Genomic DNA, 18,703 nt, shown 5'->3' with positions numbered 1-18,703 from the left:
CCAAACGTGACTAGATTGTTTGGCATGATTACTCTGCTGTTGGCGACCATCGTGCTCGTCGGTTGCTCCGGCTATTCCGAGAACCGGGTGATCGCTACGGTTAAATTTGAGGACGGTACGCCGTTGACCTCCGGCCAGGTGAGAATCGTCGGTGATGAATTCGAAACCTTTGGCTACATCCAAGAGGATGGAACCGTCGATTTAGGAATGATCGATGGCGGCGTTCCGGATGGGGTTTATCAAGCGTCTATCGACGCCTATGCGGCCGATCCGTCAGGCGGCGTTGGAAGAAAGTCGCTGGTCGCGAAAAAGTTCCAATCCTATGAAACCTCCGGCATCCAGATCGAAGTCTCCGGAGACAAGGAAATCGAGATCGTCGTGGAGAAGCCCTAAACGGGCGCGGCGATCAGCTTCTAACCGCGGCAACTCCTATCGGCAAGCAAGAATGCCTCCCCGCCAATGCGGGGAGGCAGCCAAAATTGCGGTCGCCGATCAATCAATCGCGGCTTACTTGGCTTTGGCTTCGACCTTCTTTTTGAGCGTATTCACATCCTCGATTAACTTTTCGTTTTGCTTTTTCAACGCATCGATCAGTTTGCGGAGTTCGCTCAGTTCTCGCGGTGCGGCCGGCTTTTCGGCGCGTAGTTCTTCGATCGCTTTTTTCGCCGCTGCTTCCGATTCTTTTTCGGCGGCGCTGGCGGCGAAGGTTTCGAGGACGCTAAGCGCTTCGACATCTCCCAGCAGGCCGAGCGCTTGCAGCGCTCCTTGGCGGACCGGGCTGCGGAGGTCGCTCAGTTGGGCTAACAGCAGTTTGCGCTGCGCCGCGGTGTCGTCTTGGTCTTCGCTAATGCGGGCCAGCGTGGTTAACGCCGAGGCCAGACCTGACGTGGTGAAGTCGCCGCGACGCGTCTCAATCGTCTCCATCAACACGCTCGCCATACTCGCATCGCGTCGAGCGTTGATCGCTTCGATCGCGGCGCCCAGCAATTCGTTACGGAAGGTGTTGGACTTCAGCAATTCGAGCAGCAAGCCATCGACCGCTTCGTCATGGTATTTTCCTAGCGAGCGGACGAGCGCGGCTTGAATCGCCGGATTCGATTCGCTACGGACCATTTCGACAAAGTCATTGACCCGCGTTGGGCGATAGAAGCGGCCGAGCGCCTCGATCACTTCCAGGCGAACCCGCGCGTCGCTTTGTTCGGTCGAAGCGAGCAGCGCGTCAAACGCTTTGTCGTTATGTATTTTTTGCAGTGCTTGGGTCGCTTCTTTGCGAACCCCGTAAAAAGAATCCGTTTGCAGCGCCGTTGTTAATGCTTCGACCACGTCGTCCGACTTCTTCTTCTCCAACTGTTCGATCGCCCACAGGCGGCCGACCATGTAGTCCTGGTTTTTCAGTTGGGCGAACAGCATTTCGTTCGGCTTCTCGAAGGTCACGCGGGCCAATAAGGCGTAGTCGGGATCGAAGCGGACCACTTGCGGCTTTTCGTCGAGCGGCACGAACCACTCCTGCTTTTTGCCGTCGGCACGGAACGTGCGCGACACCGAGCCGCTTTTCGAGTCAAAGCGAAAGGTCGCCGGGAAAGCGTACAGCAGAACCGCATCGTTGGTTTCGTGGGTCTGCTCCAGCGTCAGGTGGGCCAGCTTTTCGTGGGGGAGCCAGCGATAGGTGATTTTGAGATCCGGAAAGCGAGCGTGATAAACCCATTGATCAAAAAACTGATCGAAGCTGCGACCGCTCACTTCTTCGATCGTCGATTGCAGCGCCGGAGTCGCGACGCTCGACAACGCGTTACGCTCGAGATAGGTTTTGACGCACTCGCGAAAAAGATCTTCGCCCAGCTGATTGCGGAGCATGTGCAGAACCCAACTCCCTTTCGGGTAGGCGCGATAGTCAAACTGCTGGCCCGAGTTTTTGTATTGGTTCCAGACGATCGGTTTCTTGTCGCTGGTTTGCGTCAGGATTCGCCCGGTCGCGTCGCGATAGAGCCCATACAGCATCGCGTCGCGTCCCGATTTTTTTCCTTCGTACAAATGGGTGTAGTAGGTCGCGAACCCTTCGTTCAACCAGAGATGGCTCCAATCGACGCAGGTGACATAATCGCCGAACCATTGATGCGCCATTTCATGCGCGTCGAGACCATGCGACGTTTTCACGTTTTCGGTCTCGGCGGCGTGGATGGTGCCGTCGGTCAGCGTGGTGATGGTCGTATTTTCCATCCCGCCTGCCATAAAGTCGGCGATGGTGACCTGATCGTACTTGGGCCACGGATAGGGGACGCCGATTTCTTTCTGAAAGAAATCCATGATGTCGGCCGTATCCGCAAACGAGTTCTCCGCATGTTCCTTCCACGAAGGCTGCGTGTAAAAGCCGAGCGGAACGTCGCCTGACATCTTTTCGAGCTTCTCCAGATTACCGGCGACCAGGCAGATCAAATAGTTGACGTGCGGCTTGTCATGCAGCCAATGTACGACTCGCAATCCTGACTCGGCGTCGACTTCGTCCCCTATCTGGCGACCATTCGAGACGACGGTCATCGTGGGCGGAACGCGGCAGATCACTTCGGTGGTCGAACGTTCGTTGGGATAGTCAAAGCAAGGAAACCACTGCCGCGCGAAATGCGATTCTCCCTGCGTCCAGCAATGGATGTCGTCGGCCGGGTAGCCCATCTCCGGCGTGCGGAAATAGAAACCGCCGGTCGGTTGGCTGTGATGAGCGATCTCGACAAACGCTTCTTCCCCCACCGGAATCGGCTCGGCGAAGGCGATCGTCAACTCTTTTTTGGTGGTTGCGAAGTCGGAGATCTCGGCCGACCCGCGGACGCGATCGATCGTCAGCTCCATCGCGTCAAGCTTCAATTCTCGCAGCGGTTGCCGTAACGGCACAAATTTGATCGTGGTGACGCACTCGACCGTCCGCTGAGTAAAGTCAGGCGTCACATCCAGCTTGATGTGCAACACGTCTACCTGACGAATCGGCGCGTAGCGACGTCCATCTCCTTCCAGGTCGACGCCGAACATCCCGCGAGCGTCATGCGAGTCGCCGCAATAGCGACAAACGCGATACTCTTCGGCTGCATGAGCAGACGGGGTAGAAAAAACGGCAAGAAAAATCGAGAAAACGCCCAGTACGAATAGGCGGTGCGTCATAAGTCTGCTCGGACGTGTGAAAGGAGTTGGGGGCTCTTTACCACTTTAGTCGCGACATCCAATTCGTACACCCTGGGCGCCTCTGATTCTGCGCACAATACCTGTCTAAACGACGGCGGCAGCCGAGGAGTCTGATCCCAACGGGCGGACGTCAATCACGACCCCTTTGAACGCTGGAGTCTTCGACTTGGGATCGGCGCGACGTGCTACCAGGACGTTCGCTTCGGGGTAGTACATCAACGCATTACCGGGGCGAATATCCTCGTACTCGCGGACCAGGAAGCCGCGGATCAAGCCGACGTCAGAATGGATCTCGACCTTTTGATCTTGGGCCAATCCCAACCGGCGACAATCGTCCGGGTGAATCAAGATCACGTCGCGGCGATCGATGCCGCGGTAGATGTCTTCTTCTTCGTAGACGACGGTGTTGAACTGACCTTCACTTCGTACGGTCATCAGCCGCAATTGGTTTTCGCCCCCTTTGAGCGGCGGAATCTCGTGTGTGAACAACTGCACTTTGCCGGTCGGCGTGGGGAAGATCGGCGTGTGAAAGGTTCGCCCGGCGATTTGAAACTCTTGTTTCGTTTGGTCGATCGTTTCGATCTGCTCGAAGCCTGGCACGACCTGCGCAATCGCGTCACGAATCTTGCCGGTATCTTGCATCGATTTCCAATCCATCGCGCCGGCGTCCCCCAGCGTATCGCTGGCGATGCGCGCAATCACTTCGACCTCGCTGAGCGGACCTTGCAAACGTCGCGGTCCGCCATCGGAGAGCCGGACGTAGTTGAACATCGATTCTTGCGTGGTCGGCTGCGGTTCTTCGTCGCGCGCAAGGACCGGCAAGATGAGGGTTTCTTTCGCCAGGCCGTTACCATGTCCTGTGTTGAGCGTCGTACTGAGGAAGACCATCATCTCTAGTTGCTCGAGCGCCTCGCCGGCGAACTTTTGCTCGGGGTTCGAGCCGTACAGATTGCCGCCGAGACAGAAGCCCAGCTTCAACTCGCCGCGGTGCGCCGCTTCCATGCACGCGAGCGTATCGAGCCCGACGGATGTCGGCAGTTGCAATTTGAAATTCGATTCTAGCCGTTCAAAGATCGCTCTTTTCAATTGCGGCGTCACGCCGACCGAGCCGATCCCTTGCACGTTGGAGTGGCCGCGAATCGGCATCAGCCCTGCGTGGGGGCGACCGATCATCCCGCGCATCGCGGCCAGAGCGGCGATCGCTTGGACGTTGTCGACGCCGTGCGCATGATGCGTAATGCCCATCGTCCAACTGAAGACGACGTTCTTGGCCTTGGCGTACCGCGCGGCGATGTCGTTGATCTGTTCGCGACTGACGCCGGACTTGGTCAGGATTTCGTCCCATGTCAGTTCGCGCAGATGAGCGAGCCAGGTTTCGCTGTCGTCGCAATGTTCAGCGAGAAATTGCAGGTCGGCGGCGCCCATTTCGTCGATCTGCTTGGCGATCCCTTTCAACAGGGCCAAGTCGCCGCCGATATGAGGTTGAACGTACTGCGTGGCGATTTTGGTGCCAAACAGCAGACTGATCGGATCGCTGGGGACGCGGAAATTCACCAGGCCGGTTTCGATCACTGGATTGATGACGATCACCTCGCCGCCGCGCCGCCGAATATGCTTGAGCGATGACATCAGCCGGGGGTGATTGCTGGCCGGATTGCCGCCGATCAAAAAGACCAGATCGGCGTGTTCCACATCTTCCAGCACCAGCGTCGCCGTCCCGCTGCCGATGGTCGAAGCGAGTCCCACGCCGCTCGCCTGATGACAGTAGTAGCTGCAATTGTTGACATTGTTAGTGCCGTAGATGCGCGCGAACAGCTGCAGCAGAAAGCCGGCCTCGTTCGAGCTGCGTCCGCTGAAGTACCAGAAGGTGTCGTCGGCCGGCAGGCTCTTGAGTTTGTCGGCGATGCGGCGGAACGCTTCTTCCCACTCGATGGGGCGATAGTTGCCTGCGCCGCGCTCGTAGAGCATCGGTTGAACCAAACGGCCGCTATGCTCCATTTGATACGGCGTGAACTTCGCGAGCTGCGCGACGCTGTAGGTTTTCCAGAACTCGGGCTGGATCGCGCCTTGCATGTCGGCGACCATGGCCTGTAGCGACTTTTTGCAGACCTCGGGGAAGCTGCCGACTTCGTTGACCATGCCGCCGCTTTGCCCCCCCATGCCCAGTGCGCAGGTTTTGCAGGCATTCTTGCTGCGCATCGCTTTCCACAGTTTCCAAATGCCGCCGGCCTGGCGTCCTTTGGTGAACGTGTATTTGATCGCTTGCCAACCGCCGCCGCTGGTGAGTTTGCGCATGATCTTCTAAGGGGGGAGAAGAGAAGGGTAGGGGGTGCTAGAAGAATCATAGCAGACCTCGCCCAGGGGGACAAAAAAGAGGCTCGTCGAACCGTAAGTTCGACGAGCCTTTCTCGTTTGTATTTGCCGCACGCGAAGCGTCGAGCCGCGCCGGTGCTAGCCCTCGGCGACGTTGACGTAGACCTTCAACGCCGAATTGTCTTCGACCAGCAGACGCATCATCTCTTTGTAGTTGTCGAGACCATCGACCGGGTTGGTCAAAATCTTTTCCAACACGCCGGGATAGGTGACGTCACCCAGGGCCAGATCGCGAATGCCGAGTTCAAAGTGTTCGCGGTTGGCGTTGACCGACCCGAGCAGCAGTTTGTTGCCCAGGACCCATTCGATGTTCAGCTTGTCGCTGGGAACTTCGTGTTGCAGGTTGGCGCCGGTAATCGACGTCCAAGCGAGCACGCCGTTGTGACCCAGATACTTCATCGCGTCGAAGGCCATCTTGCTGCTGCCGGTCGCGTCAAGGATGATCTGCGGCCGACCGGTCTTTTTGACCAGTTCATCCAGCGAAGTTTCTTTGGAGCTGACGTAGGTCGCTTCCATTCCTTCGACGATTTCGGACTTCAGATGCGGACCCGGCGCCCGAGCAATCGTATAGACCTGCAAGCCGCGCAGTTTCAAAACCAAGGTCGAGAGCAGGCCGATCTGGCCGGCGCCCATCACCCACGCGACTTCGGGGCGCCAGACCTTCATGCGGCGCTGGACTTCGTACGCTTGATGAATCGCTTTGGCGGCGCAGCTCATCGGCTCCATCAGCACGTGCAAGTGCTTGAGGCCGGTCGGCACCTTGACGATGTATTCTTCTTCGTCGGCCATGTACTCGGTCAGAAAGCCATGCAGCAGGTTGATTCCCCGCTCGTAATAGACTTCTTCGCTAGTCATGTCGTACGTGCCGATCTGGTCATAGATCGATCCGCCGGGGCGACGCACGGTGGCCGTGACATAGTCGCCGGGCTTTACCCGCGTGACATTCGGGCCGACCTCTTGGACCACGCCAAACGATTCGTGACCGAGCACGAGATATTTGTCGCCGGGAGGCGCTCCGCCGTACCAGGCTTCATTGATCTCTTTGTCGGTCGCATCCACGCCGACTTTCAATATCTTCACCAAGACCCCGTTCCCCTTGGGAAACTGGTCAAGCGAGGGCATGGGAATATCTTCTAGGTGGACGCTGTGGGGCGTGCCGGGCGTTACCGCGACTGCCTTCATTGGTGAGTTACTCTCATCAGATGGTGCAAGCGACGCCGCTAGGGTGCGGCTAAGATCGCCTATCGTACCAAAGGCCATGCGGCCTCGAAAAGTAGGGCCCAGGCGGCGATCTACGCCGAATTCTGGGGGATTTTAGCGATTTCGACCCTTAAGTCGGGCATAGCGCCGGCGTGCGATGCGACCAGCGCCGCTACGTGATTGGCGAAGCGCGCCATCTCGGCGACCGATTTTTGCTGGACCAGTCCGTGCGCGATCGCGGCTGTGAACGAATCTCCAGCGCCGACGGTATCGGCAATTTTGATCGGGATCCCCGGCTGCCGGCTTTGCTCGTCGCCGCGCGCGACCAAGCAACCGTCCCCTCCTAATGTGATACAGACCGCCTTTAGTCCAAAGAATTGCTGAACTTCGGCCGCGAAGGGTTCGAGCTCGGTAGGGAGACCAAAGTTTTCGGCCAAATAGACCACTTCGTCTTCGTTCAGTTTCAGCGCGTTGGCCAATTGCAGCGAAGACTCGATCGTCGACTTGTTAAACCACGGGGGGCGCAGGTTGATATCGTAGATCTTCCAAGCATCGCTGGGCGCCGCTCGCAAGCAGTCATAAATCATCAACTGACTAGCGCGACTGCGCTGCGCCAGCGTCCCAAAACAGAGGACCGACGCTTTCGCACACAGCACGGCGGTCTCCGGCAGAAACTCCAAATAGTCCCACGCTACATCGTCGACAAACGTGTATTGCGGATCGCCATCGACAAATTCAACGCGCACTTGCCCCGTCGCATGCTCCGCATCGCGTTGAACATACTGATCGCTCAGGCCATGCCGCGAAAGATACTGGACAAATTCTTCCCCCAATTCATCCGTACCGACCCGCGAAAGGACGACGCCGTTGAGTCCCAACTGCTGCGCATGAAATGCAAAGTTGGCCGGAGCCCCCCCGGGACGTCGCTCATCTGGGAAGCAGTCCCATAAAATTTCGCCAAGGCCGATTACTGGTCGAGATTCTGTCATCGCGCTATTGCTAGTTCCTGTTGTCCATTCGATCGCAATTGTTCCAGTCTAGGGATCTTCACGCGTGCGCCCAGCGGAAATCGAGTTTTGCTGCGTAGAGTTCGTCCCAGCCGATTCAACGGCTAGAAGATCGGACCGGACCGCAGCATTTTTTTTAGTCGGCCTCGTGGACGGCACGACTTCGAATTTGGCTGGGTTGGACCAGCGGACCGGACCGCTGAATCCATTGGATATCGAACTTCCCATTTTGCCTGAGTGTTAATCTGCGTAGTTTGGCGATCGGGCCATGGTTTTTTGACGCAGCCTTGGCGACGGACAAGCGTCGGCGCGTTCTTCTGCATGCGTGACTCGACCCCAGGTCCGTGCGTTTTGTCGAGAGACAATGTCGTCAGCGGCGCTGCGTCTTCCCGATTCGCAGGTCGGATACAATTTTCTTTCGACTCGATGGGAGTTGGGATCCTGCGGTGACGCAACTTCGCCCGGCCTGTGGGAAACTCGGACTTAAATTTTCACCAACGCTCTCGAAGGCAATCTCATGACCGCAACCACCACGTCCAAGCAAATCGAACTCGCTTCGCGCCCCAGCGGTCTTCCCACATTGTCGAACTTTAAACTGACGACCGCTGAACTGTCCCCCATCAAGGAAGGGGAGTTCTTGGTTAAAAATCTCTGGATGTCGGTCGACCCGTATATGCGCGGGCGGATGAAGGCCGGCAAGAGTTACGTACCGCCGTTCCAGATGGGTGAGCCGCTCGAAGGGGGATGTATCGGCGAGGTCGTCGAGTCGCGTCATGACAAGTTCCCAGCAGGCGATATCGTGCTGGGCAACCTCGGTTGGCGCGAGTACTGGAAATCGACAGGAGAGGGAGTCACCGTGGTCGATCCCCAACTTGCTCCGGTGCAGGCTTATCTCGGCGTCCTGGGGATGACGGGGATGACTGCGTGGGTGGGTTTGCACAAAATCGCAGAGCTCCAAGCGGGGAGCACCCTGTTTGTCTCGGCGGCGTCAGGCGCCGTTGGTTCGGTCGTTTGCCAACTTGCCAAAGCCAAAAACTGCCGCGTGATCGGCAGCGCAGGGAAAGCGGAGAAGATCGCGTGGCTCAAAGAAAAGGGGGGAGTCGACGCCGTGATCAATTACAAACAGACCGAGGATCTCGCCGGCGAACTTGCCCAGCTTGCTCCGGATGGGATCGACGTCTACTTCGACAATGTAGGCGGCGATCATTTAGAAGCTGCCATCGAAGTGATGAATGACTTTGGTTGCTGCGTGGAATGCGGCATGATCTCGATTTACAATGCGACCGAGCCGACCATGGCGCCGCGAAATCTATTTAAGGTCGTTGCAAAACGAATCCGCATGCAGGGCTTTATTGTGGTCGACCACATGCAAGATCAAAAAGAGTTCATCCAAGCAATGGCGCCGCTGATCAAAAGCGGTGAAGTCGTCTGGGAAGAAAGCGTCACCGAAGGCCTAGAAAAGGCGCCCCAAGCATTTATCGGCCTGTTTAACGGGGATAATCTCGGTAAGCAGCTGGTTCGAATCGTGTGAGATGAAATTATAGCGTACGTCGCGACGCACCGAGCCCTGCGGATTTCGTCCAAAAACAACCAAGCGTGGTAACGCAATTGCTTGCGTCACCACGCTGTTCCGTTGGCTATCGACTGGGCAGGTTCTAGGCGCATCTTGGCGCACCCTGACTCGGTTTACTTCTGGAAGTACTCGTGCTGCGAATCGCCGCCGCTGATGAGGTAAGCGATCAGGTCGAGGATCTCGTCTTGGGTCATCGATTTGAACAAGCCGACCGGCATTGCCGAGACTTTGGAGACGGCCATCTCTTCGATATCATTGCGATTGATGTTGACCCGTTTGTTGGGGTCGGTCAGGTCGGTGTTGAGCGTCATCGAGTCGCCGTTGAGATTGACGACGACGCCGCTATGGACCTTGCCGTCGATGGTCAACACGTTGATCGCCGAGAATTGATCGTTGATCACTTTGCTGGGATTAACGACTTGATCGAGCAAGTCATGCGGCGAATAGCGACGTCCGGCCGAGGTCAGATCGGGGCCGGTCATGCCTCCTTGGTCGCCGAAACGGTGACATGCGTAACAGCCGGCGGCGGCGAACATCTTGCGGCCGTTGGCGAAGTTGCGCTTCGTCAGTCCGGTGCGAGCGGCGGCGGAGAGCTCGTCAAGCGTCCACTCGGTCGTTTCTCGTCCGGCGAAGATTTCGCCCAGGTTCTCGAGCGCCGATTTCTTCACCGGCTTTTTCGCCAGCAGCTCTTTCATCGATTGCTTTTCGGCGTCGCTGAGCGACGCGACGGCGTCGTTGCGAATGAACTCAATGAACTTGTCGAAACTGGCGCCCCCTTTGTAGTTGGCCGCTTTCAGGAACCATTCGATGTACTGGGTACGCAGATCCGGCGTCCAGCCAGCGGTCAGCATCCGAATCGACCGAGCGTACTGCATCTGCTCTTCTTGGGTGGGCGCCGATTGAATCAGCGCCATCGCTTTCTCGGCGACGGTTGGCGATTGCAGCCAGGCGAGCGTTTCGCATAGCAACCAATTCAACTCGGCCGAGTCGGCCGGAAAGAGCGGATCCAGTTGGGCGATCAGCTTGTCGATGGTCGCTTGATCAGGGCGGCCGAAACGATTCAGGATGATCTGCGTCGTGCGGACCAAAATCAATTGCTGCGTCAAATCGAGCTGCTGCGCGTCGATCGACGTGACGGCCGCCAGCAGCTTATCACGCATCGCGGCGTCGAGCTCGGGGGCCGCTTTGGTGCGATGTTGCGGGCAGTCGCCGCTGACGCGGGCCAGCGCCAAGAGTGCGGTGACTTGTTTCGCGGGATCCGACTCGCCGAGGGCTTTGGCTTCCCACGATTCGAGCGGCTGATGTTCAATGGCCGTACGCGCGGCGAACCGAATGAACCGATCTTCGTCGGCCAGGTAAGGCCACGCCGCGTCAATCGCAGCGGGATCTTGTTTGCCGTGAAACGCTTCCAGCATATGACGTATGTCGCGAGCTTCGTTTTCGGTCGCGTTACCGGCGACGGGCTTGGTCGATTCGTCCCCGACATAGGTCACCCGGTACAGACCTGACTGGACGCGGCGACCGCCGATGGTGAAATACATCGCGCCGTCGTGCTGGTTAATGATCGCGTCGGTGATCGGCAGCGGCGCGCCGGTGACAAACTCTTCTTTGGTCGCCGTGTAGGACGAACCGCTGGGCTCAAGATGAACCGCGTACAATTTGCCCCAACTCCAATCGAGCGCGTACAGTGCGTCTTGATACTTGGCCGGAAACTTGGCGCCGTAGCCAAACGTTACGCCGGTTGGCGAGCCGGGGCCGATGTCGAGTATGCCGGGCAAATTGTCGGCGTAGAACGGCATCCGTTTGCCGGCGCCGTTGCGCCAACCAAACTCGGCGCCGCTGGTGACGTGACAAATGCGAGTCGGACGATACCAGGGCGTATTGAAGTCATACTCCATGTCGGCGTCGTAGGTGAACAGTTCGCCGTCGCGATTGACGGCCGCGTCAAAGACGTTCCGAAAGCCGTTGGCGTACGCTTCAAACTTTTTGCCGTCAGGCGAGACGCGATAGATGATGCCGCCAGGCGCCAAGACGCCGGCGTTGTGACCGCGGCCGTCCGGCATGCTGGGCAACAGATGATCCTCGCCCCAAACCTGACGAACTGGAGAGGAATCTGCCAACGGCGGCGGTGTCGTGTTGTTGCCGGTGACCAGGTAGAGCGCTTTGCCGTCGGGCGTGGGCAGAACCGCATGTACGCCGTGATCGCTTTGTGATTTGACTTCGTGGAGCAACTCGACCTTGTCGAGCTGATCGTCGCCGTTGCTGTCGGTGATTCGGTACAAGCCGGAGGGGATCTTACGTTCGTAATCGTTGACGCCGACATACAGTGCGTCGAACGCCCAGACCATGCCGTTCACGGCGCGAATCTCGGCCGGCACTTTTTGCACATCGTCGGCGGTCAGCGCTTTTCCGACCGGCGGCGGCGTGATCCGATAGAGCCCGCCGAACTGATCGCTGACGAGGAGTCGCCCTTGATCGTCGGTGCACAGATTGACCCATGAGCCCTGGATATCGGCAGGGACCGAATAAAGCAGCTCGACTTTGAACCCCGGCAGCGCCGTGATGCGGTCAATCGGCGTGGCGGTGTTGCCGCTCTTGGTTTCGGCGGCCAAGGTGATCGAAGCCAACAAAGGGAACAGCAGCAAAGCGAAGAAAGAGCGGCGCATAAGAGTCTGTTTCCGAATGGTTTTCATGTCAGGCGGGAATCGCGTCTCCGCTTGGAGTGACTTCTATATTAAACAGCGGGACGGCGGCGTGCTACCTCGCGACTATTCGGCTCGCCGCACGTCATTGATCTTCGCTTGGATCTGGGCCGACTCTTGTTCCGTCTCACCCAAAGGTTGGGGGGGCACGGTCTTTTCCCGCGTATATCCCACATATTTCATCCAGTTCGAAGAGCGATGCTTGCGAAGTTGGTCGACAAGCTTGTAGAGCGGATCGGCTTGAATCTCGGCGAGCGATTCCTCGGGGATTGGCGCATTCAACGCCGACAAGATGGTTTTCGCCATCAGCAAGTGACCCGCGGGCCCGGGGTGAACTTTGTCTTTGGCAAAGACTTCGGTCTGGGCGTCGCGGGCTTTGCGCATCGCGGAATGCAGATCGATTGTCTGCACGCGGGGCGCTTTTAGCGCCATTTCCCACGCGGCGTACTCGGTCATTACGGCGTCATAGTTGAACTCGCCGGGCTGGGTGGTCGCGTCGTAAATCGGCGGCGTGACCAGGTAAATTTGTTGGACGCCTGCGGCTTGGCATTGCGCGATCAATTGCTTCACGCCGTTCTGAAAAGCGGCGAACCGCTGCGAATCGAGCGGCTGATAGATGCCATCGTTGATGCCGTAACAAGCGAAGACCACGTCGGGCTTCGCTTTGTCGAGCAAACGCTGAAGCCGTTCAAACAAGCAGGGCCGCGGAAATTTTCCTCCGGCATGATTCTCTTCGCTGAGCCCTGATAAGGTTTCGCTGGCCAGCCCGAGTCCGATGATGTCGAAGTCCTGCTGCGGATAGAGCTTCTCAAGATAGTAGTCGACAAAGGTGACGTACCCGCCGGCCTGGGTGATGCTGTCGCCTAAGAAGACGACCCGTTTGCCGGCAAGCGGGTTCGGTTCGGCGGCCGTCGCAGGAGCAAGGAGGAAAAGCGCCAAGACGCAGGCGATGGAGAGGATGGATTTCATGCGGGGCCTTGGATTGGGTTGGATCTAGAGATGGAAGAGGCAAAGTAATCGTAGGGTGGGTGAAACAAGTCAAAGCATTTTAACCAATCTCAAACGACATTGCCGACTTGTGTAACCCACCAAGCAGCTCCGATCGACAAGCAAGGCCGGTGGGTTGCGCAAGCCGAGCGTGCGGTTCGAAATTGGTGAAGCTGTTTTGCTTGCTCCACCCACCCTACGGAACTTGCTCCACCTACCTTACGCAACTGCGGAACAGCAAGCGAAGCTACTCGCTGGGATAGCGTGCGTCAAATTCGGCCAGGATCGACGCGGTTCGGCTGAGTCCGATGCGATCGGCGCCGAGCTCGCAATATTGAAGAAAGGTAGTCAGATCGCGGATGCCGCCGGCGGCTTTGACTGGGCTGCGGGCATGTTGCTTCATCAGGCGAACATCGTCGAGCGTCGCGCCGCTGGTTCCGTAGCCGGTGGACGTTTTCACCCAATCGGCGCCGGCTTCGTTGCAAATCTGGCAAAGTCGGATTTTTTCGAGCTGCGAGAGATAGCAGTTTTCGAAGATGACTTTCATCTTTTGTCCCGCGTCGTGCGTCATGGTGACGAGCTGCGCGATCTCTTTGCGGACGAATCGCCAGTGACCGCTTTTGACGTCGCTGATGTTGACGACCATGTCGAGTTCCTCGGCGCCCTCGACCAGGCATTGCTCGGCTTCGTGCAGTTTGACTCTCAGCGGTTGATCGCCGTGCGGAAATCCGATCACCGTGCAGGTTTTGACGTGACTGCCGGCCAACATCCGGGCGCACCGTCCTGCGAAGAACGAGGGGACGCAAACCGACGCCGTCTTCAGATGGCGCCCCAGCATGCACGCATCTTCCAGCTGATGCTGCGTCGCATTGGGGGCGAGCAGCGTGTGGTCGATCCGAGCCAGCAGTTGAGCACGCGTGTCTATCACGGGAGAATCCATTCCAAAATTCGGCGGAGCAAAGGGACTGTTCTAGCGTTGACTGGTATCCGGCTGTCGTTGCTGGCGAATTTCTTGTTCGACCTCGGCTAGGCCGGGATCATTCGGGCGAAGCAGGCGGAGCGTTTGAATGGTGGCCGTCGCAGCTTCCCATTTTTCGCGTTTCTGTTGCAAGCGAACTAACGCGGTGAGGAAAGTCACCGAGTTTGCTTGCAGCTCGGCGGCGCGGGCGATCGCTTTTTCGGACGCTTCCAGTTGGTTGGCCTGATACAGGGCTAGACCGTAGCGATATTGGACTTCGGCGACGTTGGGCAATTGCGACGCGTCGCGGCCTAGGTTGTACAACTCTTCTTCGCGGAGATGAGCGATTTCAAAGTCGCCGATCGCGACTTGTTCGGCAAGCTTGCGGGCTTCGGCCCGTTGTCCTTGGGCGGCCAATTGTTGAAAGCGTTGTCGCGCCGGCGACAAGCGGCGCGTGAGCAGTTCGGCGAGATTCGAGCGGGGACCGGTTACGTTGGGCTGAACGCGGATCGCGGCGCGATACCATTTTTCGGCCTCTGCGGGATCGCCCATCGTTTCGGCCAGCGCGCCTAGGGCCAGCAGTGCGCCGGCTTGGTCGGCGTTTCGCAGCAGCGATTCTTTCAGTTCGGTCAGGGCGCTGTTGAACGCTTCCTCTTTGCCGCTGAGCTTAAGGTACTCAAGCGAAGTTCCGGCCAACGCGCTGGCGGCGTCGGTCCGGACGACGCGAGTTGGATCGTCCAAGCCGTTCATCAGCAGCTTCAGCACTTCGGGACGCGGCAGAACGGCGGCCGATAGGAACTCGGTGACCATGATCGCGGCGCTGCGCAGCTGCGGATCGGAATCGGCGAGCGACAGCTTCACGATGCGGCCTAGTTCTGGCTCGCCGTTGAAGGCGCCCAGTTGCGTCAGCGCACTAGCGCGCACGATACCGGGCTGTTTGGGGTCTTTCACCAAATCGACCAGGGCAGGGAAGCTCTGGGGATTTTCGTGCCAGGCCTCGGACAGGGCGTAGGCGAAGTGCGATTGGTCCTGGGAGTAGTCTTTGCCGTACCACTCGACGACGGTCTTTTGGGCCCATGCGTCGATCTCGGCCAGGGCTTGTTTCACTTCTTGATCGCCGTTGCGAGCCGCGGTCATCCAGGCGCCGTAGTTTTTCAGGCTCGCTTTCTTCTCGGGCGAAAGCTTGGCGCGGTCGAGATGGCACTGCGTGCAGGCGTTGGGCGTCTGCAGCGCGACAGAGAGGTCCGGGCGCGGGATGCGAATGCTGTGGTCGCGGCGGGGATCGACCTCCATGTAGGTCGTCTCGGGCATGTGACATTCGACGCACGAAGCGCCGGTACTGCCGGCTTGGTGGCGATGATGCGCTTCGGTGTCGTACTTGCCGGCGGGATGCTGATGGCAAGACGTGCAGAGCTTGTTTCCTTCGAACTTGATCTTGGTCGAATGCGGGTTATGGCAATCGGTGCAGCGGATGTTTTTGTGGTACATCTTGCTTTGCAGGAACGAGCCGAAGACGTAATCTTCTTCGCGAACCTGGCCGTCGCAGTAATAGGTCTGCGGCATGATCAGCTCATTCGAGAATTGATCGTAGTACGTATCGCCGCGCTCGTAAGTTGGACAGACGACGCGGCGCCGCGAATGGCAATCGGCGCATGTTTGAACTTGCGCGACGTTGCTCTCGGTCTTCAACTCTTTCAGACCGTATCCATGATTGCGGTCCCAAAAGAGCGACGTGCCGCCGGCGATCTCGACATGCAAACTGCCGGGGCCGTGACAAGCTTCGCAACTGACGTCGATCTCGGAGAAGGTGGTGTGATACGAATTGCTGGCCAGATCAAAGTTCTTGTGCAGATTGGTCGAGTGACAATCGGCGCACATATGGTTCCAGTTTTGCGCCGATCCAGTCCAGTGCAGCGGATCGTTCGGAGCGAGCTTTTCGTCGACGTCAGGCGGCGGCAGATAGAACCATTCTTTTTTGCGGGTATCCCACGAGATCCGCAAAACTTGCACGCGGCCAATCGAACCGACCGGAGAGCCCGGCGTGGGAGGTTCGATTTCGACCATGTACTGTTGCAACGGATCGACGCCGAAGACGTACTTTACCTCGAAGTCCTGCATCTCGCCGTCAGGGCCTTCGGTGTGGACGAAGTATTTGCCCTCTTTACGGAACATCCGCGAGTGGATGTCAAAATGCGTAAACTCGGCGTCTTCAAAATCGCCGAGGACCGTTTGTTCGGTCGCCAAGTCCATCGCTTTGTCATGGTACGAGTCGACAAACGCGTCATGCTGATCTTGATGACACTCCATGCAGGAGTTGCGTCCCACATAGGCGGCCTGACGGGTCGTGGGGATCGCCCAGTACCAGTCGGCCAGCACCAAGCCGCCGAGCAGCGCCGCGACCAAAAAGGGAATCGCAACGAGCGGGATTTGACGGAGTTTCGACAAGCGAGAGGGCATTCGATTTGGCAAAAAAAGATGGGAAAGTTGATCGAGTTTCCACTATCATCATTAGCATAGCTCTCGGCTCAGACCGAGATCATGACGAAAATACCGAAGAAATCGAGCCAAAGGGAGGCGAATCGGCCGCGATTCGCGCCAATTGGCTCTTACCTACCCACTATTTCGCCAACCGCCGCTCTTATCAAGTTAGCGGCTTGGCTTTCGATCGTCTGCCGCCCCTGCCGAATCCATTCTCACTTTGTCTCGCATCGTTAGGCCCCCCATGCGCAAACTCATTGCACTTCTCGTTCTTCTCGTCTCGCCGGCGCTCGGATTGGCGGAACAGAAGCATCCCAATATCTTGTGGATCTCGAGCGAAGATAACGGTCCGCACTTGGGATGCTATGGTGACGAATATGCCGACACGCCGAATCTAGACGCGTTGGCGGCCAAAGGGATGAAGTATCTCCACTGTTGGTCGAATGCTCCGGTTTGTGCGCCGGCGCGTACGACGATCATCTCGGGAATTTACCCGCCGTCGAGCGGCGCCGAGAATATGCGGAGCGAAACCCATTTGCCGCCGCAGTTTCAGATGTTCCCGGTTTTGCTGCAGGACCAGGGTTACTACTGCACCAACAACAGTAAAGAAGACTACAACCTGGTCAAAACCGGCAAGGTCTGGGATCAATCTAGTCGGAAAGCCCACTGGCGCAGTCGGCCTGAGGGGAAGCCGTTTTTCTCGGTCTTCAATTTTACGATCAGTCACGAAAGTCAGATTCGCAAGCGTCCGCACACGGCGGTGCATGATCCGGCCAAAGCGCCGGTTCCGGCGTACCATCCCGACCTTCCCGAAGTGCGTCAAGACTGGGCGCAGTATTACGACAACTTGACGACGATGGACCAGCAAGCAGGACGCGTTCTGCAGCAGTTGAAAGAAGACGGGCTCGAAGAAGACACGATCATTTTCTACTGGGGCGATCACGGCAGCGGCATGCCGCGCAGCAAACGGACCCCGGTCAATTCGGGCTTGCAGGTGCCGTTGATCGTGCATGTGCCGGAGAAGTGGAAGTCGCTAGCGCCGCAAGAATACCAGGTTGGCGGCGACTCGGAGCGTCTGGTCGGTTTTATTGACTTCGCCCCCACGATGCTCAGCTTGGCCGGCGCCGACATCCCCGCGTGGATGCAAGGAGTCGCCGTTATGGGACCGCATGAAAAGCGGTCGCCCGCCTACATGTATGGTTTCCGCGGACGGATGGACGAACGCTACGACCTGGTCCGCTCGTGCAGCGATGGCCGGTACGTCTACGTTCGCAATTTCGTCACTTACAAACCGCATGGTCAGGTCCTCGCCTACCAGATGCAAACGCCGACCACGCGCCTCTGGCGCGAAATGTTTTTACGCGGCGAGTTGAACCCGGTCCAATCGGCGTTTTGGCAGTCGCGGCCGGCGGAAGAGTTGTACGATCTGCAGAGTGACAAGGACGAAGTGGTGAATCTCGCAACCAGCGAAGAGCATGCCGAAACGTTGCAGAAGATGCGCGGCGCGGTCCACGCTTGGCAGATGGAAATCCGTGATCTTGGTTTTTTGCCGGAAGGAGAAATCCATACTCGCAGCGAAGGCTCGTCTCCTTACGAAATGGGACACGATCCGCAGAAGTATCCGCTGCAGAAGATCGCCGCGACCGCCGACATGGCGTCGCTGAGCAAGCTCAACGATTTGCCGGCGCTGCAAAAACGGCTGAAGGATGACGACAGCGCCGTCCGCTACTGGGGCGCCCTCGGCATTATGATGCTCGGCAAGCAGGGGGTTGGTAAGTCGACCGATCTGTTGCGCGAAACTTTACAAGACAACGCCTACGCGCCGCGCATCGTCGCGGCCCAGGCATTGGCCCTGTATGGTTCGCCGGCCGATCGAGAGAAGTCGCTGGAAGTATTGATCGATAGCGCCAACATCGCCGAGAACGGCCACTATTCGGCGATGCTCGCGCTCAATGTCATCGACGAATTGGGAGAGATGGCGAAGCCGCTCTATCCCCAAATTCGCGCCCTGCCGACCAAGGGGAAAAACGTCCCAGGGCGCGAAAGTTCGTACGTCGGTCGCTTGGTGGAGTACATCTTGGAAGATTAGCGCTCGGCAGTAACGGGATGTCGCCCTGTTTGCGCCCGGGTTCGGTTTGTAACGGTTATGCCGGTTCCGTATGAACTGAGCGGTCCTTTTTTGACCCAGCCGCGAGAGGACCTAAACTTCGGGTGATTCCTTCGGTTACGACCCCTCGATCTCATCTCGGCGCAGTGG

The 18,703-nt window shown here is 58.0% G+C and carries 11 protein-coding genes; 3 read left to right on the top strand and 8 right to left on the bottom strand.

What is annotated here, in order from left to right:
- Window positions 1–6: 6 nt before the first annotated feature.
- The gene (locus DSM3645_RS19265) at window positions 7–393 is read left to right on the top strand and encodes a hypothetical protein (RefSeq protein ID WP_131282731.1); all 387 of its coding nucleotides are present in this window, start codon (window positions 7–9) and stop codon (window positions 391–393) included.
- Between the two features lie 114 nt (window positions 394–507).
- On the opposite strand, the gene DSM3645_RS19260 is transcribed toward DSM3645_RS19265, so the two are convergent.
- The 4 genes from DSM3645_RS19260 to DSM3645_RS19245 form a co-directional block, all read right to left on the bottom strand.
- Window positions 508–3,147 carry a M1 family aminopeptidase gene (locus DSM3645_RS19260; RefSeq protein ID WP_002653971.1) on the bottom strand — a complete coding sequence of 880 codons (2,640 nt, stop codon included), beginning with the start codon at window positions 3,145–3,147 and terminating at the stop codon, window positions 508–510.
- A 105-nt stretch (window positions 3,148–3,252) separates the two neighbouring features.
- A complete protein-coding gene (locus DSM3645_RS19255) occupies window positions 3,253–5,463 on the bottom strand; it encodes an FdhF/YdeP family oxidoreductase (protein ID WP_002653970.1) in 2,211 nt (736 codons plus the stop codon).
- Window positions 5,464–5,619: 156 nt separating this feature from the next.
- Window positions 5,620–6,723, bottom strand: coding sequence for a glucose 1-dehydrogenase (locus tag DSM3645_RS19250; protein WP_040352813.1), 1,104 nt, complete (start codon window positions 6,721–6,723; stop codon window positions 5,620–5,622).
- A 110-nt stretch (window positions 6,724–6,833) separates the two neighbouring features.
- Window positions 6,834–7,730 (bottom strand): carbohydrate kinase family protein, encoded by an 897-nt coding sequence (locus tag DSM3645_RS19245; protein ID WP_040352812.1) that lies wholly within the window; start codon window positions 7,728–7,730, stop codon window positions 6,834–6,836.
- A 535-nt stretch (window positions 7,731–8,265) separates the two neighbouring features.
- On the opposite strand from DSM3645_RS19245, the gene DSM3645_RS19240 reads away from it, so the two are divergent.
- On the top strand, window positions 8,266–9,279 hold the full coding sequence (locus DSM3645_RS19240) for an NADP-dependent oxidoreductase (RefSeq protein WP_002653967.1): 1,014 nt from the start codon (window positions 8,266–8,268) through the stop codon (window positions 9,277–9,279).
- A 155-nt stretch (window positions 9,280–9,434) separates the two neighbouring features.
- On the opposite strand, the gene DSM3645_RS19235 is transcribed toward DSM3645_RS19240, so the two are convergent.
- From DSM3645_RS19235 to DSM3645_RS19220, 4 genes are all read right to left on the bottom strand, one after another.
- Window positions 9,435–11,987 carry a c-type cytochrome gene (locus DSM3645_RS19235; RefSeq protein WP_002653966.1) on the bottom strand — a complete coding sequence of 851 codons (2,553 nt, stop codon included), beginning with the start codon at window positions 11,985–11,987 and terminating at the stop codon, window positions 9,435–9,437.
- A gap of 102 nt (window positions 11,988–12,089) precedes the next feature.
- Window positions 12,090–12,992, bottom strand: a complete 903-nt coding sequence (locus DSM3645_RS19230) for an SGNH/GDSL hydrolase family protein (RefSeq protein ID WP_002653965.1) — start codon at window positions 12,990–12,992, stop codon at window positions 12,090–12,092.
- A 265-nt stretch (window positions 12,993–13,257) separates the two neighbouring features.
- The gene (gene deoC / locus DSM3645_RS19225) at window positions 13,258–13,938 is read right to left on the bottom strand and encodes a deoxyribose-phosphate aldolase (RefSeq protein ID WP_040353068.1); all 681 of its coding nucleotides are present in this window, start codon (window positions 13,936–13,938) and stop codon (window positions 13,258–13,260) included.
- Window positions 13,939–13,980: 42 nt separating this feature from the next.
- A complete protein-coding gene (locus tag DSM3645_RS19220) occupies window positions 13,981–16,425 on the bottom strand; it encodes a cytochrome c3 family protein (RefSeq protein WP_002653963.1) in 2,445 nt (814 codons plus the stop codon).
- A gap of 265 nt (window positions 16,426–16,690) precedes the next feature.
- On the opposite strand from DSM3645_RS19220, the gene DSM3645_RS19215 reads away from it, so the two are divergent.
- A complete protein-coding gene (locus DSM3645_RS19215) occupies window positions 16,691–18,535 on the top strand; it encodes a sulfatase-like hydrolase/transferase (protein WP_002653962.1) in 1,845 nt (614 codons plus the stop codon).
- Window positions 18,536–18,703: the final 168 nt, after the last annotated feature.

The sequence above is a fragment of the Blastopirellula marina DSM 3645 genome (genome assembly GCF_000153105.1).
Classification (GTDB): Bacteria; Planctomycetota; Planctomycetia; order Pirellulales; family Pirellulaceae; genus Blastopirellula; species Blastopirellula marina.
The sequence above is the reverse complement of the archived record's forward strand: the minus strand, read 5'-3'. Positions and strand labels throughout refer to the sequence as shown.